Annotated in this window: 21 protein-coding genes and 1 pseudogene; 15 read left to right on the top strand and 7 right to left on the bottom strand. The window is 70.8% G+C overall.

The features are described from left to right. Positions 1–54 precede the first annotated feature (54 nt). The 5 genes and pseudogenes from ACQEVZ_RS20920 to rsrA all read left to right on the top strand — a co-directional run bounded on the left by ACQEVZ_RS20920 (position 55) and on the right by rsrA (position 3431). Entirely contained in the window at positions 55–774 is a 720-nt protein-coding gene (locus ACQEVZ_RS20920; RefSeq protein ID WP_433376892.1) for an SOS response-associated peptidase, read from the top strand. 167 nt (positions 775–941) lie between these two features. Then, positions 942–1328: pseudogene (locus ACQEVZ_RS20915) on the top strand (WhiB family transcriptional regulator); the annotation flags it as partial. A gap of 143 nt (positions 1329–1471) precedes the next feature. After that, positions 1472–2125, top strand: a complete 654-nt coding sequence (locus ACQEVZ_RS20910; RefSeq protein WP_344503690.1) for an alpha/beta hydrolase family protein — start codon at positions 1472–1474, stop codon at positions 2123–2125. 191 nt (positions 2126–2316) lie between these two features. Then, a complete protein-coding gene (locus tag ACQEVZ_RS20905) occupies positions 2317–3141 on the top strand; it encodes a sigma-70 family RNA polymerase sigma factor (RefSeq protein ID WP_344504013.1) in 825 nt (274 codons plus the stop codon). A 5-nt stretch (positions 3142–3146) separates the two neighbouring features. After that, on the top strand, positions 3147–3431 hold the full coding sequence (gene rsrA, locus ACQEVZ_RS20900; protein WP_344503689.1) for a mycothiol system anti-sigma-R factor: 285 nt from the start codon (positions 3147–3149) through the stop codon (positions 3429–3431). Between the two features lie 258 nt (positions 3432–3689). Here the strand turns inward: rsrA and ACQEVZ_RS20895 are convergent, their stop codons facing one another. The 3 genes from ACQEVZ_RS20895 to ACQEVZ_RS20885 all read right to left on the bottom strand — a co-directional run bounded on the left by ACQEVZ_RS20895 (position 3690) and on the right by ACQEVZ_RS20885 (position 7159). Then, entirely contained in the window at positions 3690–3860 is a 171-nt protein-coding gene (locus ACQEVZ_RS20895) for a hypothetical protein (protein WP_433368969.1), read from the bottom strand. A gap of 396 nt (positions 3861–4256) precedes the next feature. Further along, complete coding sequence (locus ACQEVZ_RS20890; protein WP_433368966.1) at positions 4257–6119, bottom strand: vWA domain-containing protein; 1863 nt, start codon at positions 6117–6119, stop codon at positions 4257–4259. Continuing rightward, positions 6116–7159 carry an AAA family ATPase gene (locus ACQEVZ_RS20885; RefSeq protein WP_433376888.1) on the bottom strand — a complete coding sequence of 348 codons (1044 nt, stop codon included), beginning with the start codon at positions 7157–7159 and terminating at the stop codon, positions 6116–6118. The genes ACQEVZ_RS20890 and ACQEVZ_RS20885 overlap by 4 nt, the downstream gene beginning before the upstream one ends. Before the next feature lie 109 nt (positions 7160–7268). On the opposite strand from ACQEVZ_RS20885, the gene ACQEVZ_RS20880 reads away from it, so the two are divergent. Next, entirely contained in the window at positions 7269–7484 is a 216-nt protein-coding gene (locus tag ACQEVZ_RS20880; protein WP_344503688.1) for a biotin/lipoyl-binding carrier protein, read from the top strand. Further along, entirely contained in the window at positions 7481–7993 is a 513-nt protein-coding gene (locus ACQEVZ_RS20875; RefSeq protein ID WP_344503687.1) for a GNAT family N-acetyltransferase, read from the top strand. Before ACQEVZ_RS20880 ends, ACQEVZ_RS20875 begins: the two co-directional genes overlap by 4 nt. Before the next feature lie 90 nt (positions 7994–8083). Here the strand turns inward: ACQEVZ_RS20875 and ACQEVZ_RS20870 are convergent, their stop codons facing one another. Then, the gene (locus ACQEVZ_RS20870) at positions 8084–8716 is read right to left on the bottom strand and encodes a TetR/AcrR family transcriptional regulator (protein WP_344503686.1); all 633 of its coding nucleotides are present in this window, start codon (positions 8714–8716) and stop codon (positions 8084–8086) included. Positions 8717–8815: 99 nt separating this feature from the next. On the opposite strand from ACQEVZ_RS20870, the gene ACQEVZ_RS20865 reads away from it, so the two are divergent. Further along, positions 8816–10357, top strand: a complete 1542-nt coding sequence (locus ACQEVZ_RS20865; protein WP_433368961.1) for an MDR family MFS transporter — start codon at positions 8816–8818, stop codon at positions 10355–10357. A gap of 134 nt (positions 10358–10491) precedes the next feature. Next, positions 10492–11520: an SIS domain-containing protein gene (locus ACQEVZ_RS20860; protein WP_360560307.1), complete on the top strand. Its 1029-nt coding sequence runs from the start codon at positions 10492–10494 to the stop codon at positions 11518–11520. Here the strand turns inward: ACQEVZ_RS20860 and ACQEVZ_RS20855 are convergent. Next, positions 11495–11935, bottom strand: coding sequence for a hypothetical protein (locus ACQEVZ_RS20855; RefSeq protein WP_344503684.1), 441 nt, complete (start codon positions 11933–11935; stop codon positions 11495–11497). The two genes, ACQEVZ_RS20860 and ACQEVZ_RS20855, sit on opposite strands and share 26 nt — an antisense overlap. 22 nt (positions 11936–11957) lie before the next feature. Here ACQEVZ_RS20855 and ACQEVZ_RS20850 point away from each other — a divergent pair, with 22 nt between their 5' ends. From ACQEVZ_RS20850 to ACQEVZ_RS20825, 6 genes are all read left to right on the top strand, one after another. Beyond that, positions 11958–13457, top strand: a complete 1500-nt coding sequence (locus ACQEVZ_RS20850) for a sensor histidine kinase (protein WP_344503683.1) — start codon at positions 11958–11960, stop codon at positions 13455–13457. 389 nt (positions 13458–13846) lie between these two features. Continuing rightward, complete coding sequence (locus ACQEVZ_RS20845; protein ID WP_433368956.1) at positions 13847–15580, top strand: nitrite/sulfite reductase; 1734 nt, start codon at positions 13847–13849, stop codon at positions 15578–15580. A 154-nt stretch (positions 15581–15734) separates the two neighbouring features. Then, on the top strand, positions 15735–16445 hold the full coding sequence (locus tag ACQEVZ_RS20840) for a phosphoadenylyl-sulfate reductase (protein ID WP_344503681.1): 711 nt from the start codon (positions 15735–15737) through the stop codon (positions 16443–16445). A gap of 95 nt (positions 16446–16540) precedes the next feature. After that, complete coding sequence (locus ACQEVZ_RS20835; RefSeq protein ID WP_433368952.1) at positions 16541–17263, top strand: sirohydrochlorin chelatase; 723 nt, start codon at positions 16541–16543, stop codon at positions 17261–17263. A 35-nt stretch (positions 17264–17298) separates the two neighbouring features. Then, a complete protein-coding gene (locus ACQEVZ_RS20830; protein WP_363405089.1) occupies positions 17299–17751 on the top strand; it encodes a zf-TFIIB domain-containing protein in 453 nt (150 codons plus the stop codon). Between the two features lie 69 nt (positions 17752–17820). Continuing rightward, a complete protein-coding gene (locus ACQEVZ_RS20825; RefSeq protein ID WP_344503678.1) occupies positions 17821–18147 on the top strand; it encodes a zf-TFIIB domain-containing protein in 327 nt (108 codons plus the stop codon). Between the two features lie 148 nt (positions 18148–18295). Here the strand turns inward: ACQEVZ_RS20825 and ACQEVZ_RS20820 are convergent, their stop codons facing one another. Together ACQEVZ_RS20820 and ACQEVZ_RS20815 are read right to left on the bottom strand one after the other, a co-directional pair. Then, positions 18296–18553, bottom strand: a complete 258-nt coding sequence (locus tag ACQEVZ_RS20820; protein ID WP_033358446.1) for a WhiB family transcriptional regulator — start codon at positions 18551–18553, stop codon at positions 18296–18298. A 381-nt stretch (positions 18554–18934) separates the two neighbouring features. Further along, complete coding sequence (locus ACQEVZ_RS20815) at positions 18935–19870, bottom strand: diacylglycerol/lipid kinase family protein (RefSeq protein WP_344503677.1); 936 nt, start codon at positions 19868–19870, stop codon at positions 18935–18937. Between the last annotated feature and the right edge of the window lie 89 nt (positions 19871–19959).

Below are 19959 nucleotides of genomic sequence, written 5' to 3'. Positions count from 1 at the left end.
CGCTGGGTAGCGACTGCTGACAATGCCTCATTCGTCACGGGTACCGTGATGGGCATGTGTGGTCGGTATGCGACATCCCGCAGCAACGTTGACCTGAGCGCGCTGTTCGAGGCCACCGACGAGACGGACGGGCTCGAGCCGGACTACAACGTCGCCCCGACGGACCAGGTCCCGGTGGTGCGCGTCTCCCAGTCCGCCGACGGCCGCGTCCTGAGCAGCGCCCGCTGGGGTCTGGTGCCCCCGTGGGCCGCCGACCTCAAGGTGGGCGCCCGGATGATCAACGCGCGGTCCGAGACGGTCGCGGAGTCGAAGGCGTTCGCGCAGTCGTTCGCGAAGCGGCGCTGCCTCGTGCCCGCCGACGGCTGGTTCGAATGGAAACGCGGGGACGGCAAGGACAAGCAGGCGTATTTCATGACGCTCGGTGACGACGAGCCGTGCGTGTTCGCCGGCATCTGGACGGTGTGGGGGAAAGGTGACGACCGGGTGCTCACCTGCAGCATCATCACCGCGCCCGCCGTGGACGATCTGGCGCTCATTCACGACCGCATGCCGCTGATGCTGCCGCCGTCGCGGTGGGACGAGTGGCTGGCGGCCCCCGTCGATGAGCGGCTGCTGGCCCCGACGCCGTCCGAGCACGTCGCGCGGCTGGAGCTCCGCCCGGTCGGCGCGCGTGTGGGTGACGTACGTAACGATGGCCGTGATTTGCTCGACCGCGTGCCGGCGCCGGCCCTGCGATCGAGTGACGTCGAGCCGATCGATCTGACCATATTTTAGGCTGTACGTCCATTTCCTCCCCGGCAGGTTTTGCCTATCCGCGTGAAAACTCTTGTATTTGCAGGTGTTTGTGCGATAGAACACAGCGCCGGTAGGTCAATGTCGGATGGGGGCATCCCGACGTTTCCCTGCCTTGTGTTCGTTTGACCCACGGGGGAGGTGGGTGTATGACCCGGGCGAGGATGCCACGCCCGCATGAGGTCGCTGCCGCCAAGCGTGATCCGCGTCTGTTGCGCGCGGTGCGCGAGCAACAGGGCGATGATGCCTGGCGGACCCGCGGCGCATGCCAGACAGTTGATCCGGAGACGTTCTTTCCGGCCCCGAGCGAGCCCGCCGACGCTGCCGTCGCGTTGTGCCGCACCTGCGACGTCCAGGGCGCATGCCTGGCCTGGGCGCTGGAGGTCGGCGACTGCCACGGTGTGTGGGGAGCGACCACACCGCGTGAGCGGCGTGCGATGCTCGTCGCATGGCGCAGCGACGCTCCACAACCCGCGTTGACGGGCCAGCCACAGGCAGCCGAGCACCGGATGGGCCCGATGGCATGCCTGCCGTTGGTGCCGATCCAGCGCGTGGGCCGGACCGCGACCGACCGGCGCGATCCGGTCGGCGCCGCCAGCGGCTGACCGACGGGCCGGCCGGCGCCCTTCCAGGCTCCCCGGCCGGCCCTTCTGCTCGCTTACTGGTGGGCTCTTCCGGTGTGCCGGTCGGTCGGCGGAGCAGGTCGCGGGCCAAGCGGTCGCTCGTCGGGCAGGAGGTCGAGACCCCGCACGGGGTCGCGCGCTTCTCGCTCGACGTCCCGGCGGGGTACACGGGGACGCTGCTCGTCCTGGGCCACGGCGCCGGCGGTGACGTCGACGCCGTCGACCTCGTGGCGGTCCGTGCCGCCGTGCTCGATGCCGGGGCGGCCGTCGCCATGGTGACGCAGCCCTACCGGGTCGCCGGCGCCCGCCGCCCACCGGCACCCGCCAGGCAGCTCGACGCCGCCTGGCTCGCCGTCGTCGCGGAGCTGCGCCGCAGGGTGGCGATCGACACCCTCGTCGTCGGCGGCCGGTCCAGCGGCGCCAGGGTCGCCTGCCGCACCGCGGCCGAGGCCGGCGCCGACCGCATCCTGGCGCTCGCCTTCCCGCTGCACCCGCCCGGCAAGCCGGACGTCACCCGCGCGGACGAGCTGCGCACGGGCGTGCCGACCCTCGTGCTCAACGGCGACCGGGACGCCTTCGGCGTGCCTTCGCCGGGCCCGGCGGTCCACGTCGAGGTGCTGCCCGGCGAGACCCACGCGCTGTCGAAGGCCCCCGACCGGCTCGCCGCCATCGCCGTGGCGTTCGTCACCACCGCCGACCCCGCTCGTTGAACAGCGTGTGACCGGTGCAAACCGGACACGCTCTCCACACCGCGGACCGATGTCGTTCCGCAAACTCCCAGGCCCTTCCTGTTCCCGGTGGCCGGCCGGTCCCAATCCAAAAGGCCGGCCGCCGGGGCAGGCGGGTAGGAATTGCGGGGGTGGCGCGGTTGTTACACGGAGCGTGCGACGCTGCCGAGGCGTTGCCTGTGGAGGGAAGTCAACTCGTGGCAACACTTGAGCGCGAGGATCAACGCATCCGCGAGCTGCTGTTCAGCCCGTCGTGGCCGGCGGCGACGGACGCGGAGCCCGATCCGTCCTGGCAACCGATCGCCCGCGAGCGGTTGACGGGCGCCACAAACTCTGAAGTCACTCAGCAACTCGGCGTATCCTCGGCAGGACGGTCGAGGGTTGGAGTCGCACGAGTGGTCAGCAGCGAGAGCGCGGTGCAGCAGCGCATCCGGTTCGAGCACGACGCGTTGCCCTTCATTGATCAGCTGTATGCGGCGGCCCTGCGCATGACGCGCAACCCGGCCGACGCGGAGGACCTCGTCCAGGAGACGTTCCTCAAGGCGTATGCGGCGTTCCACCAGTTCGAGACGGGCACCAACCTCAAGGCCTGGCTCTACCGCATCCTGACCAACACCTACATCAACTCCTACCGTCGCCGTCAGCGCCAGCCCGTCCAGGCGCCCACGGAGGAGATCACCGACTGGCAGCTCGCCGAAGCCGAGTCGCACACGTCCAGCGGGCTGCGCTCCGCCGAGACCGAGGCCCTCGACCGGCTGCCCGACTCCGACGTCAAGGAGGCGCTGCAGTCGCTGCCGGAGGAGTTCCGGCTCGCTGTCTACCTCGCCGACGTCGAGGGCTTCTCCTACAAGGAGATCGCCGACATCATGAACACGCCCATCGGCACTGTGATGTCCCGTCTGCACCGCGGCCGGCGCAACCTCCGCCGTTCGCTCGAGACTTATGCTGCCGACCGGGGTTTCACCCGCACCCCGTCCGCTGAGCCGAGCGAGGTCTGAGTCCGATGAGCTGTGGAGACCCGCACGAGACAGACTGCGGCGCCGTCCTCGCCGAGGTGTATCTCTACCTCGACCTCGAGTGCACCGACGACCGCCGTTCGCTCATCCGCGACCACCTCGACGAGTGCTCGCCCTGCCTGCGCGAGTTCGGCATCGAGCAGGAGGTGAAGGCGCTCGTGGCCCGCTGCTGCGGCTCCGAGCTGGCCCCCGCCGACCTCAAGGACCGCCTCCGCTCCAAGCTTTCCGAACTGGTCGTCAACGCCGAAGCCCGCGAGCTCCGCACCGACTGACCCTCGTCCTCCACAACCCCGTGCGGTTCTGGCAGCCCCGGCCCCCGGAACCGCACGGCTCCCGCCCGCGCCCTTGGTAACCCGCGGGTCAATCACGGTCGTGGCCCTCGTGATCGAAGTCGCGTAGTGGCTGTCCAGGCAGCCAGGGTCGTCCTTCGACCATGGTGGCTGTGGTGCTCGGCCGAGGGGTTCGGCATCCGGGTTGGGCTGTCCTGGTTGCTGTTCGCATGCGGGTCCGCTGATCCGTCCGGCCGCAGGTCAGGCCAGCGCGGAGGGCAGGTTCTTCCTGTCCAACTGGAGGCCGAACGCCAGGTCGCATGGCTGCGGTCCGTGCCGTGGTTCGGTGATGTTCCCCGGCCGCCGTCCGCGCATGATCCAGCGCCGTTCGAGGGCGTAATTCGGTGCTTCGACCCCGTCGTTGGCGTTCACAACCAGTCCACATCGCACCGATCGCCGGCGTCGCGCTCGCCGTCATGGTTCACAACCAGTGCTGTCCCACTCTGATCGCTGAACTCGCGCGTGCGGTCTCGGTAGCCCGCGGGTCGATCGTGGCCGTGGTCGCCGTGATCGAAGTCGCGTGGTGGCTGTCCGGGCGGCCAGGGTCGTCCTTCGATCACGGTGGCTGGGTGCTTGGCCGAGGGGTTCGGCATGCAGGCTGGCTGTCCTGGTTGCTGTCCGCGTGCGGGACTTGGCCTCCGCCGTCGCGGTCTTCTCCGCGGGGCGGTCGGGGTCGTGGTTGGCGTGATCGAAGGCGTGTGGTGGCTGTGCGGGCGGCCAGGGTGTTCTTGGATCACGGCGGGTGCGGGTGGTCGTCGAGTCTGGGGGTCAGCGGAGGCGGAAGACGGGGCCTCGGGGGGTGAAGAGGAGGCGGGTGGTTTCTGGGATGAGGAAGGCGTGCTCGCGGCGTACGCGGACGGGGTCGCAGTAGCCGTCGGTGATGATCAGGATCGGGGCGTCGGCGGGGAAGTCCGGGGCGCGTTCCAGGAGCTTGATGGCGGGCTGCAGGATGGTGCCGCCGCGGCCCTTCACCTTGACCCGGCCGGCGATGTCGGCGACGGGGAGGTAGCCGGCGTCGTACGCGGCCGCGTCGCAGAACACGACGCGGGCGGCCGGCACGTCGCGGGCGGTGGCGTAGGAGGCGATCGCGCCGAGGGCCTTGCCGAGCAGGGTGCGGTCCATCGAGCCGGAGGTGTCGAGCACGACGCCGAACGTGGCGTGGAAGGACTCCTCCTCGGGCCAGAGCCAGCCGGGCCGGGGGATGTGCGGCGTGGAGCTCTGCCGGCGGGAGGCGCGGGCGTAGGAGCGGCGCGGGGCGGGGGAGCGGACGTGCTCGGCGAACCAGTTGGCGAGCTGCGCGTCCCACGGCAGCGGCGGGTGGTCCAGGGCGCGGATCTCCTCGACCAGGCCGGACGGCAGGAGGCCGCGGCCGTTGGACTCGTGGAAGGCCAGGCCGGTCGCGAGGGCGCGGCGGTAGTACTCGTCGAGCTCGGTGCCGCGGTGGGTACGGCGGGCGTCGCTGAGGATGTCGCCCATGCCGCGGCCCCGCAGCGTGCCGAGGCGGCGCAGGCGGCGCAGGTCGGTGGCGATGAGGTCGTACACCTCCTCGGCGCCGGCGTCCTTGAAGCGCGGGTCGTACAGGACGCCTTCGGGCAGGTCGCCGACGGCCATCTCGACGAGCCAGCCGTTGATGACGTAGTCGGTGGCGACGTTCCACAGGTACGGGTCGCGGTGCGCGATCCGGTCGCCGTGGCGCAGGGCGGCGTGCAGCATCTCGTGCGCGATGACGAAGCGGCGCTCCTCCGTGGTGAGCGGCGCGAGGGGGTTGACGTAGATCTCGGCGGCGGACGGGTCGACGGCGGCGACGGTGATCGACAGGTCGCGGGCCACGGCGACGTCGCTGACGATGGTGAAGCCCGCGGCCAGGCCGGCCAGCAGCGGGTACGACGAAACGAACCAGCGCCGGGCGACCTCCCACGCCTCGTCGGTCTTGCGACCCGCGACCGGCCGCAGTGCCCCGGCCTCGTCGACGGCCTCGGCCGCGGCCTGGCCGAGGCCCAGGGCGAAGCGGTCCGGCCACGAGAGCGTGACGGCCGGAAGAGACGCAGCGGAAGAAGTCGGGAGCGATGCGGGCGGCACGAGGTCGGGGCCGGCGCCGCCCGCGGAACAGCCGGACAGGCCGGAAGGAATGCCGGAGATCCGCCAGCGCTCGGCGAGCTGCTCCTCGAAAGCGGTCGGCAGCGGCGGCAGCAGCACCGGAGGGCGGCCGAGCCGCAGCTCCGCCTGGAACCGGGCCACGACAACGCAGCGCGCGACGGCAAGCTCGGTGTCGGGCGGTGAAGCGGCATCCGCCGGCCCGAGGCAGAGGTGGCCGAAGCCGAGGTGCAGCGCGCAGTGCGCGAACACCCAGACCCACTCGTCGGGCTCCAGCGGCGAGTGCTTGTTGGCGATCACCGTGCCGTCGGCGTAGACCCGGGCGTGGCCGCGGTCGCGGATCAGCTGCGTGTCCTCCGCCCACTGCATCCGCAGCGCCCGCGGGTCGTTGCCGGTCGGGTCGCTGGCGAGGGCGCGGAACATGGGGTTGCCGGACACGGCGGACCAGGCGTGCTGGGCCGCCTCCAGCCGCCGGTCGACCTTCCTGGCGCCACGAGCGGCGGCACCACGAGCGGCGGCGCCGCCGGCGGCGCTCATGCCCGGGCGGCGACGAGGCGCGGCAGGTCGCGGGTCACCTCGACCAGGAACCACGCGGGCAGCGCGGGCATCCCGGACTCGTCGGCGGCGATGACGAGCTGCGCGCACTCCAGCGAGATCTCGGCCAGCTCGACCAGCAGGCCCTTGGCCCGCACCGAGAAGCGGCGCACGGACGGCGAGGCGTGCTCGCGGCTGGCCGGCAGGTCCTTCACGAGCCGGGCCCGGAAGGCCTCGGCGAAGAAGTACAGCAGGTCGCGGTCGGTCGGGTCGCGGGGCCAGGACGCGTCGCCGCGGACGATGGCGTCCAGGCTGTAGCGGTGGCGGACGGTCTTGACGTACGCGCAGAACGCCGACGCGTGCGAGGGCGTCAGCGTGCCGGCGGTGAGCACCCGGAGAAGGTCCTCGTCGATGTCCTGGCCGAAGGAGAGCAGCGCGTCGGAGAGCATGTGCCAGGAGCGCGGGGTCGAGAACGGCTCCTCGGTCTTCGGCGGCTTGGACCAGAGGTGGTCGGGCCGCTGGGTGAGGTAGTCGGTCACCCACTCGTGCAGGCCGGCGCCGGCCGCCCACAGCAGCCAGTCGTCGGCGCTCGCCCGCAGGTGTACGTGGATGAGCCGGTTGAGCAGCGCGGACGCCATCGGCCGGGCGAGCGCGTTGTCGGAGGCCCGGTTGCCGGCGCCGATCACGATCGATCCGGCGGGCAGCTCGTAAGAGCCGATCCGCCGGTCGAGGATGAGGGAGTAGAACGCCTTCTGCACCTCGGGCGAGGCGGAGTTGAGCTCGTCGAGGAAGAGGCAGTAGGGCTCGTCGCGGGCGATCGACTCCGGTGGCGCGAAGCGGCTGCGGCCGTCGCGCAGCTCGGGCACCCCGATGAGGTCCTCGGGCGCCAGCTGCGTGCCGATGAGGGTGACGCAGTCCAGCCCGAGGGCCGCCGCGAACTCCTTCACCAGCGAGCTCTTGCCGATGCCGGGCTGACCCCACACGAAGACGGGCCGCACCACCGCGACATGCAGCAGCACGCCGGGCAGTCCCGCCGGGGTCACCGTGATGGTCGATTCCACGGGGCCATGATGCGTTCGCCGTACAGTCGAGCGCGACCGGGTTTCGCGCGGATATGCTGCGGTTCGCAATCCGACGTCAAAGGAGACCGGGATGTCCGACGAGATCCGTGCCGAGATGGTGGCCAACGTCTGGAAGATCACGACTGAGGTCGGTGCCGAGGTCAGCGAGGGCGACACCCTCGTGATCCTGGAGTCGATGAAGATGGAGATCCCCGTCGTCGCCGAGTCGGAGGGCACGGTCAGCCAGATCGCCGTCAACGAGGGCGACGTGGTGCAGGAGGGCGATCTCATCGCCGTGATCGGGTGACGCGGCAGCCGCCGCTGGTCCGGCGGGCGGACCCGGAGGACCACGCCGGCGTCGCGCGGCTGACGGTGGCGGCGTATCGCGCCGACGGCCAGCTCGACGACGAGCACGGCTATGCCGACGTGCTGGCCGACGTGACGACCCGGGCGGCGCACTGCGAGATTCTGGTCGCCGCCGATGGTGATGTACTGCTGGGCGCGGTCGCGTTCGTGCTGCCCGGCACCCGGTATGCGGAGCTGTCGCGCCCGGGCGAGGCCGAGTTCAGGATGCTGGCCGTCGATCCGGCGGCGCAGCGGCGGGGGGTGGCGCGGGCGCTGGTCCGCGCCTGCATCGACCGCGCGACCGTCCTCGGCTGCGGGTCGATGGTGATCTGTACGCGGGACCGCAACAGCGCCGCGCTGGCGCTCTACGACACCTTCGGCTTCGTCCGCGAGCCGGCGCTGGACTGGACGCCGGTCGAGGGCGTCACACTGCTCGGCCTGCGCCTGAAGCTGCCGACCACCGCGACCTGAGCCCCGCGGCGCGGGCCGGCCGCCGCGCAATCACCGCGACCCGGGTCCGGCGGCGCGGGTCGGCGGCTGCCGACCACCGCGACCCGGACGTCACTCGCCGGCGGCCGCCAGGCGCATCAGGTCCTCGGCGACCACCAGGGTCGCCTCGCGGCGGTCCTGGGGGCTGAGGTCGTCGTGCCCGCGGAGCACGAAGTGGCCCGCGTGGATCGTAAAGATGGCCATGGCCCGGCGCAGCTGCTGGACCGTGGACTCCGCCGGGTCCATCAGGAAGCCGAAGACGCGCTCCATCTGACCCTTCATGAGCTTGCCCGCGGGCAGGGTGTTGATGAGCGTCTGGTTGCGCTCGAAGAAGCGGATCACGTGCTCGTGCTTGGCGACGTCGTGCAGCACGAAGTACCGCTGAAGGAACTCGATCCGCGTCGCCTCCGTGCGCGGCTGCGCCTCCGCCCACTCCATCAGCGCGTCGACGGCCGCGATGCGGTGCTCGATGAGGCTGTTGACGATGTCGTCCTTGGTCGGGAAGTGGTAGTAGAGCGCGGCCTTGGTGACGCCGAGCTTCTCCGCGATCTCCCGCAGCGAGGTCTTGTCGTAGCCGTCCTCGATGAACATCTCCAGGGCGACCCGCTGGATGTGCGCGCGCACGTCCTCGGTCTCGGCGTCGTCGGTCCGGATCCGGTTCCGCCCCCGCACGACCCGCGCTGCTGCCTGCTGGTTCTGCTCCATCGGGACCATCCTACGTGAACTGACTTGACGAGCGGCTAGTACGAACTTACCGTACGGCTAGTAAGTCAACTAGCCGGCCGACAAGTAAGGTGTGCCACGATGTCTGACAAGCGCCTCAGGGTCGTCCTGCCAGGACTGCTCATGGCGATGCTCCTGGCGATGCTCGACAACGTGATCGTCGGCACCGCGATGCCCCGCATCGTCGGTGACCTGGGCGGCGTCGACCACCTGTCGTGGGTCGTCACCGCGTATGTCCTCGGCTCGACGGTGTCCACGCCGATCTGGGGCAAGCTCGGCGACCTGTACGGGCGGAAGACGGTCTTCCTGACCTCGATCGTGCTGTTCCTGCTCGGCTCGGTGCTGTGCGGCTTCGCCCAGGACATGCCGCAGCTGATCGGCTTCCGCGCGTTCCAGGGCCTCGGCGCCGGTGGTCTCATGGTCGGCGCGATGGCCGTCCTCGGCGAGCTCGTGTCGCCGCGCGAGCGCGGCAAGTACCAGGGCCAGTTCGCCGCGGTCATGGCGGTCGCGATGGTCGGCGGCCCGCTCGTCGGCGGCTTCATCACCGACCACGCCGACTGGCGCTGGGCGTTCTTCGTCAACCTGCCGCTCGGCGGCGCGGCGCTGGCGCTGCTCGCGTTGAAGCTCGACATGCCGAAGAAGCGCACCGAGCACCGGATCGACTGGCTCGGCGCGGCCCTGCTCTCGGCCGGCGTCACCGCGCTGGTCCTGATCACCACGTGGGGCGGCAACCAGTACGCGTGGGGCTCCGCGCAGATCGCCGGCCTGGCCGCCCTGGCCGTGGTGTCGCTGGCCGCGTTCATGGTCGTCGAGCGGCGCCACCCGGAGCCGATCCTGCCCCTGGCCATCTTCCGCAACCGCAACTTCAGCCTGGTCGCGGGCATCGGCTTCCTGGTCGGGTTCGCCATGTTCGGCGCGATCACGTTCCTGCCGCTGTACCAGCAGATCGTGCAGGGCGCCTCGGCGACCAACTCCGGTCTGCTCCTGCTGCCGATGATGGGCGGCCTGCTGGTGACCTCGCTGGTGGCCGGCCAGATGATCACCAAGACCGGCAAGTACCGGATCTTCCCGGTGATCGGCGGGTTCGTCATGATCGTGGCGATGGTCCTGCTGTCGCGGCTGGACTCGGACACCTCGAAGACCGAGTCGGCGATCTACATGGCCGTCCTCGGCCTGGGTATGGGCTTCCTGATGCAGACCTCGATGCTCATCGCGCAGAACAGCGTGGAGCTCAAGGATCTGGGTGTGGCGAGCAGCACCTCGACGTTCGCCCGCTCGATCGGCGGCGCGTTCGGCGTGGCGGCGTTCGGCGCGATCTTCAACCACCGGCTGCACGACCTGCTCGCGGAGAAGGTCGGCGACCAGGCGGCGGACCAGCTCGCCGGCGGCGGTGGCGGTGGCGCCTCGATCGGCCCGGCGACGCTCGGCCAGCTGCCCGCCGGGGTGCGCACCGCGGTGATCGACGCGATCGCCGGCGCGACGTCCAGCGTCTTCCTCTGGGCGATCGCGGCGACGGTGCTGGTGCCGCTGCTCGCGATCTTCATCCGCGAGGTCGCGCTGCGCGGCGGCCCCGAGGCGCCCACCGAGCAGGCGGAGAGCACGCTGGTTGCGCAGGAAGGCTAGTTTCGCGCACGCTGTGCGCGAAGTTGCTCCGAAAACTGGCGTCTGGTGCGCGAAGCTGCCAAACTTTGAGCAGTAACGCGCATCAGACGCCAGCACATAGAGGAGTAGCCGTGACCGAGCAGCCCGGTGCCGGGATGCAGGCGGACATCGCCGAGCAGCCGGCCGTGTTCGCGAGGCTCGTCGACGAGCAGGCGGGCGCCATCGCCGCCGTCGCCGAGCGGATCGCGCAGTGGCAGCCCCGCAACGTGATCTTCACGGCGCGCGGCACGTCGGACCACGCCGCGCTGTACGCGGCGTACCTCACCGAGATCCGCCTCGGCATCCCCGTCGGCCTCGCCTCGCCGTCGGCGATGACGCTCTACGGCGCCCGCCCCGATCTGCGCGACACGCTCGTCGTCGGCGTCAGCCAGAGCGGCGGCTCGCCCGACCTGCGCGAGGTGCTGCGGGTCGCCGGCGAGCAGGGCGCGCACACCCTGGCCGTCACCAACAACGCCGAGTCGCCCCTGGCCCAGGTCGCCGAGCTGCACGTCGACGTCGTCGCCGGGCACGAGATCGCGGTCGCCGCGACCAAGACCTACACCGCGGAGCTGCTCGCGCTGCTCATGCTGGTCGAGAGCATCAAGGGCGGCGGCACGCTGCCCGCCGAGGAGCTCGCCGCGCTGCGGGAGCTGCCCGGCCACGCGGAGCGCGTCCTCGCCGACGACACCGCCGCCGACCTCGCCGCCCGCTACCGGTTCGCGGACCGGATCGTGACCACGGGCCGCGGCTACGCGTACCCGACGGCGCGCGAGACCGCGCTCAAGCTGATGGAGACGTCCTACGTGGCCGGTCTCGCGTTCTCCGGCGCCGACCTGCTGCACGGCCCCCTCGCGATGGCCGACCCCGACGTGCCGGTCCTCGCCGTCGTCGGCGGCGGCCCCGCCGGCGCGTCGATGCGCGACGTCGTCGGCCGGCTCGGCGAGCGCCGCGCCGACGTGGTCGTCTTCGGCCCGTCGAAGGTCGACGGCGCGGCCGGCTGGGTGCCGACCCCCGAGGTCGACGAGCGCTACGCGCCGCTGCTGGACATCCTGCCGCTGCAGCGCCTCGCCCTGTCCCTCGCCCTGCACCGGGGCGAGAACCCTGACGCGCCGCGCGGCCTCAAGAAGGTGACGGCGACGCTGTAACGGCGACATCGACGACGGCGGGGCGGCCTTCGCGCAGCGCCCGCGTCTCGAACGCCACCGGGGGCCGGTCACCGACCAGGATCTGGTAGGTCGGCCGGCTCCCGGACAGGTTCAGCAGCTCGAACGAGAAATTGCAGCGGTACGCCCCGCCCGTCGCCGCCAGTACGCCGGCCGCCAACGTCGTCACGGCGACCACCTTGCCGTCCTGATCAGCCACCTTCACCGTCGCCCCGGAGGCGACGTCCGGCACCGGGGCGAGGCACGGGGTGCCCGGGACGCCGGTCGCCGCGCCCGCCACGCTCACGTAGCCGTGCAGCTGGAACCCGTCAGGCTTGCTGGTCTCGTCGGCGCGGCCCACCCACCCGCAGCCGCCGAGGGTGAGCACGAGGACAAGGGCAGGTAACAGGCGACGCACGGGCCCACCATAGTCTGTAACGGTGTCGACCCTGCGTGACCTCGTCGAGGAGCACACCTCCCTCGCGCCCGAGGACATCGAGCACCTGCACCGCCTCGCCGGCGACTGGCAGATCGTGTCCGACCTGTCCTTCGCAGACCTGCTCATGTGGGTGCCGATCGCGGACCGCGGTGAGTTCCTGTGCGTCGCGCAGGTGCGGCCGACGACCGCCCCGACCGCCTATCAGGACGACCAGGTCGGCCGGGTCGCCGGCGGACCCGAGGTGGCGCACCTCGCGATCGTCCGGGCGCAGGGCAGGATCTGGCGGGAGGGGGATCCCGTCTGGTACGGCGACATGCCCGCCCGCCACGAGGCGATCCCGGTCCGCCGCCGGGGCGAGACGCAGGTCATCGCCGTCGTCGGCCGGGACACCAACCTCAGCACCGCCCGGACCCCGGCGCAGCTGGAGCTCAACTACCTGACCACCGCCGACGACCTGGCGCAGATGATCGCCGACGGCACGTTCCCGCCGCCGCGGCACCCGGGCGAGACCACCAGCGCCCCGCGCATCGGGGACGGCCTGGTCCGGCTCGACGCGTCCGGCAAGGTCACCTACGCCAGCCCCAACGCGCAGTCGGCGTACCGGCGGCTCGGGCTCGCCGCGCACCTCGTGGGCGAGAGCCTCGCCGAGATCACCGGGCGGCTCTGCGACGACCCTCTCGAGGGCAAGGACGCCACGGACCGGGTCCACTCGGCGCTGCGCGGCGACGCGCCCGCCCGCAAGGAGCTGGAGGCGCGCGGCGCGACCGTGCTCATGCGGGCGCTGCCGCTGATGCCGGCGGGCGTGCCGATCGGGGCGCTCGTCCTGGTCCGCGACATCACCGAGGTCCGCCGCCGCGACCGGCAGCTCATGACGAAGGACGCGACGATCCGGGAGATCCACCACCGGGTCAAGAACAACCTGCAGACCGTCGCCGCGCTGCTGCGGCTGCAGGCCCGCCGGGTCGGGGTCCCGGCCGCCCGGCACGCGCTGGAGGAGTCGGTGCGGAGAGTCGCCTCCATCGCCCTGGTGCACGAGACCCTCTCGATGTCGGCGTCGGACACCGCGGACGAGGCGGTCGAGTTCGACGGGATCGTGGACCGGGTCGCGGCCGCGGCCGTCGAGGTGGCCGCCTCCGACTTCACCGTGGCGCTGCGCCGGGACGGCGACTTCGGCGTGCTGCCCGCGGAGATCGCCACGCCGCTCGTCATGGTCCTCAACGAGCTGCTGCAGAACGCCGTGGAGCACGCGTTCGAGCCGCGTGGTGAGCACGACCCGGAGGTCGTCGTCTCCGTGCACCGCTTCCGCAAGCAGCTGCACGTCACCGTCGCCGACAACGGCCGGGGCCTGCCCGACGGGTTCGACCTGGACAGCAGCGAGCGGCTCGGGCTGCAGATCGTGCGGACGCTCGCGACGGGGGAGCTGCGCGGCACGATCGAGCTGCGCACCCGGGCCGGCGGCGGCACGGAGGCTGTGATGGTCGTCCCGCTGGCGAAACGCTGAAACCTACCGCACTGTGGGACCGTCGGCCATTGCCGGTCGGCGGCCTGCCCATTCCGGTCTATATTTCCTATCGGCTGAGTCTTCTTTGGGTTACGTCCCGGTGACGCGGGTTTGAGACAACCCTCACGCCGACGTGGCGTAAGGACCGGTCGACGTGGAAGACTGCACCCTATGCACGCTGCTTCTCTGCGGCTCGTCAGCCGCCGACACGTCGACTACGGTCGCGTGCGCAGCGCCATGTGTCCGGCTTGCTGAACGCCGCCCGTTAATTCTTTCTTCGGGCGCGCGACTCGCGCCGGATTCTTCATGACATTGACGTCATCCATCGCGCATCTTCCGCGATAGGCCGGCGCAGGCTCGCGTGCTCTCAACCCTGAGAGGACGCCGACATGACGGTGAACACCGTCCCGGCAGACAACGCCGCACCCGCTCCCCGTCCCGCCGCCCGCGGCGCTCGGGCCGGAGCCGGTGGGCGCCCTCGCGGCGAGGGGCAGTGGGCGCTCGGCCACCGGGAGCCGCTCAACCCCAACGAGCGCAGCAAGAAGGACGACAACCCGCTCAACGTCCGGGCCCGCATCGAGTCGATCTACGCGCACCGCGGCTTCGACTCGATCGACCCCGCTGACCTGCGCGGACGGTTCCGCTGGTTCGGGCTGTACACGCAGCGCAAGCCCGGCATCGACGGCGGCCGGACCGCGATCCTCGAGCCCGAGGAGCTCGACGACAAGTACTTCATGCTGCGCATCCGCAGCGACGGCGGCCAGCTGAGCCTCGCCCAGCTGCGCACGATCGCGTCGATCGCCACCCGCTTCGCCCGCGACACCGCCGACATCACCGACCGGCAGAACATCCAGCTGCACTGGATCCGCGTCGAGGACGTCCCGCAGATCTGGCGGGAGCTCGAGGCAGTCGGCCTGTCCACGACCGAGGCCTGCGGCGACACCCCGCGGGTCGTGCTCGGCAGCCCGATCGCCGGCGTCGCGGAGAGCGAGGTGCTCGACCCGACCGAGGCGATCAACGAGATCACCGAGAAGTACGTCGGCGACCCGACGCTGTCCAACCTGCCGCGCAAGTTCAAGACCTCGATCTCGTGGCTGCCGGACACCCCGTACGAGGCGAACGACGTCTCCTTCGTCGGCGTGATCCACCCGGAGCACGGCCCCGGCTTCGACCTCTGGGTCGGCGGCGGCCTGTCGACGAACCCGATGCTGGCGGTGCGCCTCGGCGTGTGGGTGCCGCTGCACGAGGTCGTCGACGCGTGGCACGGCGTCATCCAGATCTTCCGCGACTACGGGTACCGCCGCCTGCGCAGCCGCGCCCGGCTGAAGTTCCTCGTCGCCGACTGGGGCGCGGCGAAGTTCCGCGAGGTGCTGGAGACCGAGTACCTCAAGCGCCCGCTGATCGACGGCCCGTCGCCGGAGCTGCCGGAGAAGCCGATCGACCACATCGGCGTGCACAAGCAGTGGGACGGCAAGTACTTCGTCGGCGCCGCGCCCATCGCGGGCCGCAGCTCCGGCGCCCAGCTCGCCAAGGTCGCCGACCTCGCCGAGCGGTTCGGCAGCGACCGGGTGCGGCTCACCCCGTACCAGAAACTCATCGTCCTCGACATCGCCGAGGCCGACACCGAGGCGGTCGTGCTGGGCCTGCGCGAGGCCGGGCTGGAGGCCCGCCCGTCCACCTGGCGGCGCAGCACGATGGCCTGCACGGGCATCGAGTTCTGCAAGCTGGCGATCGTGGAGACCAAGGCCCGCGCCGCGGAGCTCATCGAGCACCTCGAGGCCAAGGTCGCCGAGCTCGACGCCGACATCTCCATCCACCTCAACGGCTGCCCCAACGCCTGCGCCCGCACGCAGGTGGCCGACATCGGCCTCAAGGGCATGCTCGTGCGCGACGACGCCACCGGCGACATGGTTGAGGGCTTCCAGATCCACCTGGGCGGCGGCCTGGGCATGGCGGCGGGGCAGAACGCCGGCTTCGGGCGCAAGCTCCGCGGCCTGAAGACCACCGCCGCCGACCTGCCCTCGTACGTCGAGCGGGTCGCCAACCACTACCTCGCCGGTCGCGAGTCCGGCGAGTCGTTCGCCCACTGGGTCATGCGGGCTCCGGAGGAGGAACTCCGATGAGCGAGCGAATGGCTCCCTTGTACTGCCCGTACTGCGGGGACGAGGACCTACGGCCACACGAGGACACGCACGGCGCATGGGAGTGCCGCAGCTGCGCGCGGGTCTTCTCACTGAAATTCCTGGGGCTTGCGGCACGAATGTTGGAGGCGAAGCGATGAGCACAGCCGTTGCACGTACCCGAGAAGAGTCCATCGCCCTGGCCAAGGAGGCGTCGGCCCAGCTGGAGGGCAAGACCGCCGACAAGATCGTGGAGTGGGCCGCCGCTGAGTTCGGCGACCGGTTCTGTGTGACCAGCTCGTTCGCCGACGCCGTGCTCGCCCACGTCGTGTCGAAGGTCGTGCCCGGCGTGCCGGTCATCTTCCTCGACACCGGCCTGCACTTCGCCGAGACGCTCCGCGTGCGTGAGGTCGTCCAGCGGACCCTCCCGGTGACGGTCCGCTCGATCCGCCCGCGGCAGACCGTCGCCGAGCAGGACGCCGAGTTCGGGCCGCGGCTCTACGCCCGCGACCCCGACGAGTGCTGCTTCCTGCGCAAGATCGAGCCGCTGGAGCGGGCCCTCGAGGACTACGACGCGTGGGCCGCCGGCCTGCGCCGCGACGAGTCGCCGAGCCGCGCCAACACGCCGATCGTGAGCTTCGAGCAGGCCCGCAGCAAGTTCAAGGTCTCGCCGCTGGCGCAGTGGACGCAGGCCGACGTCGACGCGTACATCTCCCGCTACAACGTCCCGGTGAACGCCCTCATGCGGCAGGGGTACGCCTCCGTCGGCTGCTGGCCGTGCACCCGGCGGACCCCTCCCGGCGGCGACCCGCGCGGCGGGCGCTGGCCGATGTTCGACAAGACCGAGTGCGGTCTCCACACCGGGTGAAGGTTCGTAGTGCGAAGCATGGGGGGTGTGGGGTGGCGCAGCCCCCCTCGGAACCGCCGGCGAAGCCGGGGGAGCTAGTAACAGCTGTCTTACTGGTGGCGCACGGGTCCTCCGACCCGCGGGCGGCGGCTTCGACGAGAGCCCTCGCCCGCGCGGTCGCGGCCCAGCGCCCGGGGCTGGACGTCCGGACGTCGTTCCTCGACCATGCCGGCCCCCGTCCGGACGCTGTACTGCTCGACATGCAGCGGCTCGGTCATCGTTCGGCGGTTGTCGTACCGCTGCTGCTGACCTCGGCGTTTCACGGCCGGATCGACCTGCCGGCGGTCATCGACCGGGCGGTCTCCAGCGGTCTGTCCATGCGGGTGTACGTCACGGACGTGCTCGGACCGGTCGGCGGCGTCGTGCCGCCGCTCCTCGTCGCCGCGCTGCGCCGGCAGCTTCCCGCGGTCGAGGCGGACGGGGTCGTCATGATCGCCGCCGGTACCCGCGACGACCTGGCCAGGCACACCGTCGACCTGACAGCGGCCGAGCTCGGGCGGTCGCTCGGGCTGCCGTGCCGTGCGGCGTTCGCCTCCGGGTCGCCGGTCACCGGCGCGGTCGCGGTGTCGGCGCTGCGTGCCGGCGGCTGCGCGCGGGTGGCGGTCTCCTCGTACTTCCTGGCCCCGGGCAAGCTGCACGAGGCCGCCGTCGCCTCCGCCGTGTCCGCGGGCGCCCTCGAACCGGCCGCGCCGCCCCTCGGTCGCGCGCTCGACCTGGCCCGCCTGGTGGTGGCCAGGATCGGCCGGGTGTCCCCGGAGACCGTGGATCTCGCCGCCTGAAGGTGGCCTTGGAACCCGGCGGCTACCGTGGACGTATGCAGATGACATGCCCGAAGTGCCGCGGCGAGATGCGGCAGTACGAGCGCAGCGGTGTCACCATCGACCAATGCCTGGAGTGCCGGGGGATCTTCCTCGACCGCGGTGAGCTGGAGAAGATCACTGACGCGGAGAACGCCTGGCGTGGGCGTCAGCAGCAGCCGGGCGCCCCCGGTGTCCCGCCCGGCACCCCCGGATTCCCGCCGCCCGGCTCGCCGCAGGCATACCCGCAGCAGCCCGCCTATGGCCAGCAGCCGTACGGTCAGCCGGTGCACGGTCAGCCGGTGCACGGCCAGCCTGGATACGGGCAGCCGGCCTATGGTCAGCCCGCATACGGCCAGCCGCACTACCCGCAGCAGCACGGCCAGCACGGCCACTATGGTCACTATGGGCATCACAAGAAGCGCAAGAAGCACCACCGCGAGAGCTTCTTCGAGGAGCTGTTCGACTAGCCACACCGTCCGGGTCGCCTGCGGAAACGGCTGATCTCGCGCTTGGTGGCCGAGGGCTACCTTGGGGGTATGCAGATGACATGCCCGAAGTGCCGCGGCACGATGCAGCAGTACGAGCGCAGCGGCGTCACCATCGAACAGTGCCTGGAGTGCCGGGGAACGTTCCTGGACCGCGGCGAGCTGGAGCGGCTGATCGACGTCGAGTCCGCCGCCATGCGCAACCAGGGATACCCGCCCGGCTACCCGCCGCCCGGATACGGCCAGCCGCCCTACGGCGCCCCCGGCTACGGCGGTTACGGGCAGCCCGGCTACCCGCCGCCCGGATACGGGCAGCCCTACTACGACGGCCCGAACTTCCCGCCGCCCGGCCCCAACGACCCCCATTATCGTGGGTAGGCAGATTGGTCGTGGCCCGCACGTGAAACGCCCCGGCGCATCGGCCGGGGCGTTTTCGTCTTCGCTGCTGCTCGGGTGTTCGATGCGCTTTAGGCTTGGGTGCGCTTCGGTGCCGGGCTGCGTTTTTATGGTGCTGTTATGGCTCAGGCTATGCGGAGTGAGCGCGGACCCGCAGGCCGCCGCGACGCTTCATCAAACGACGCTCGTCTTCGCTCATTCCGCCCCAGACGCCTGCGTCCTGACCGGAGTCGAGTGCCCACTGCAGGCAGTCGCTGGTCACGGAGCAGCGCTGGCAGACCGCCTTCGCCTGCTCGACCTGCAGCAACGCCGGGCCCGAAGTTCCGATGGGGAAGAACAGCTCCGGGTCCTCGTCGCGGCAGAGGGCATGGTGGCGCCAGTCCGACATGGCGGCAACACTCCTTGTTGTTTTCGCGGATCGTTGTTAGTGATTCCCTATGTGCATCTCGCGTAACGTCTCGGCTAGGCGGAGCCTGAAGATCCGTAACGCGTGTGCGGGCAACGCTCAGTGTTCGTATCGCTTGTGAATGCTTTCACGAACTACCGCGATGTCAAGGGGTCCAAACCAAGAAAATCCAAGTCGGTGAGCAAGCTCACGCACTGTTTGTCCGATTTTATTGCGTTTAGGGACCCTGAATCGCAACAGTCAGTTACCAAGGTAGTACGGTTCGGTCAACGATCGGAGGGGTTTCGGAGATGCGGTCGCGGTGTCTCTGTCGCGACTCTCTGCAACTTTCTCCCCCTTCGGTGGACGACCGCCGGGAGTGACTCAACACACTACGCGTAACGCTCCCGGCACGGACGCGAAATCCAACTTGTCGCACTCTCCGAGGTACTCCCCGTCGACCTGGAAAGCGATCGGTTTGGCGGCGGTGAGCGTGAACCCGGCAAGATCGTGCATCCGCAGCACCTGCTTGCCCTTCAAGTCGGCGCCGCGAACCAGCTGCGCCATCGTCCGGGCCGTGCTCCCGGCCTGCATCTGCAGCAGGCCCAGCACGTCGAGCCCCGTGTCGAACGAGGCACGCGGATTCGGATCCACCGGCCGCTCGCCGATGTATGTCCATGGTGCAGTGTTCTGCACCAACATCCACGTTAGCCCGGACTTGGCAGGTTCGCCCGGGAGCTCGAGCGTGAGCAGCGGCACCCGGCGGTTCGTCGTCACGTATTGCTGCGCGATCGACCGGAAATACAGCCACGGCGTCGACGTCGAACCGCGGTGCCGGGCCTGGTCCACGCGCCGTACAACCTCCGCATCAAGGCCCATACCGGCGCAGAACGTGAAATACCGGTCGTCGGCGCGGCCGAGGCCGACGATCCGCTCCCGCCGGTCCCGCAGCGCCTCAAGAATCGCGCCGGTGCCCTCGGCCCAGTCGCTCGGCAGCCCGAGCGCCCGCGCGAACACGTTCGTGGAGCCACCCGGCACGACCGCGAGCGCCGGGCGCTCCTGCGCGCGCCCCTCGGCCGGGCCGGCGTCGAAGGTCATCAAACCGTTGACCGCCTCGTTGACCGTACCGTCGCCGCCGAGCGTCACGACGAGGTCGAAGCGCTCCCGGGCGGCGTCGCGCGCCAGCTCCACGCCGTGGCCTTTGCGCTGCGTGTATGCCACCTCCAGGTCGACCTGGCTGCGCAGCGCACGCACCAGGATGTCCCGTCCGCGCTCGGTGGTGGTCGTCGCGTTCGGGTTGACGACCAGGAGGGCTCGCATGGGCGGCACTGTACCCGCTCTCCCGCGCGCTAAGGTGAGGTGCACGGGACAGGGCCGACTGAAGGGAATGCCAGGTGAGCGGCCAGCGG

Origin of the sequence: Dactylosporangium sp. CA-152071 (assembly GCF_050936335.1) — a bacterium.
In the GTDB taxonomy this organism is placed as follows: domain Bacteria; phylum Actinomycetota; class Actinomycetes; order Mycobacteriales; family Micromonosporaceae; genus Dactylosporangium; species Dactylosporangium maewongense.
Note: the sequence above shows the minus strand (reverse complement) of the source record. Positions and strands in the feature narration are given on the sequence as shown.

Excerpts from the sequence above, each read along its gene's own strand:
- ACQEVZ_RS20920 (WP_433376892.1), top strand. The coding sequence starts at position 55 with ATGTGTGGTCGGTATGCGACATCCCGCAGCAACGTTGACCTGAGCGCG.
- rsrA (WP_344503689.1), top strand. The coding sequence starts at position 3,147 with ATGAGCTGTGGAGACCCGCACGAGACAGACTGCGGCGCCGTCCTCGCC.
- ACQEVZ_RS20890 (WP_433368966.1), bottom strand. The coding sequence starts at position 6,119 with ATGAGCGCCGCCGGCGGCGCCGCCGCTCGTGGTGCCGCCGCTCGTGGC.
- ACQEVZ_RS20880 (WP_344503688.1), top strand. The coding sequence starts at position 7,269 with ATGTCCGACGAGATCCGTGCCGAGATGGTGGCCAACGTCTGGAAGATC.
- ACQEVZ_RS20870 (WP_344503686.1), bottom strand. The coding sequence starts at position 8,716 with ATGGAGCAGAACCAGCAGGCAGCAGCGCGGGTCGTGCGGGGGCGGAAC.
- ACQEVZ_RS20865 (WP_433368961.1), top strand. The coding sequence starts at position 8,816 with ATGTCTGACAAGCGCCTCAGGGTCGTCCTGCCAGGACTGCTCATGGCG.
- ACQEVZ_RS20860 (WP_360560307.1), top strand. The coding sequence starts at position 10,492 with ATGCAGGCGGACATCGCCGAGCAGCCGGCCGTGTTCGCGAGGCTCGTC.
- ACQEVZ_RS20845 (WP_433368956.1), top strand. The coding sequence starts at position 13,847 with ATGACGGTGAACACCGTCCCGGCAGACAACGCCGCACCCGCTCCCCGT.
- ACQEVZ_RS20840 (WP_344503681.1), top strand. The coding sequence starts at position 15,735 with ATGAGCACAGCCGTTGCACGTACCCGAGAAGAGTCCATCGCCCTGGCC.
- ACQEVZ_RS20830 (WP_363405089.1), top strand. The coding sequence starts at position 17,299 with ATGCAGATGACATGCCCGAAGTGCCGCGGCGAGATGCGGCAGTACGAG.
- ACQEVZ_RS20825 (WP_344503678.1), top strand. The coding sequence starts at position 17,821 with ATGCAGATGACATGCCCGAAGTGCCGCGGCACGATGCAGCAGTACGAG.
- ACQEVZ_RS20820 (WP_033358446.1), bottom strand. The coding sequence starts at position 18,553 with ATGTCGGACTGGCGCCACCATGCCCTCTGCCGCGACGAGGACCCGGAG.
- ACQEVZ_RS20815 (WP_344503677.1), bottom strand. The coding sequence starts at position 19,870 with ATGCGAGCCCTCCTGGTCGTCAACCCGAACGCGACGACCACCACCGAG.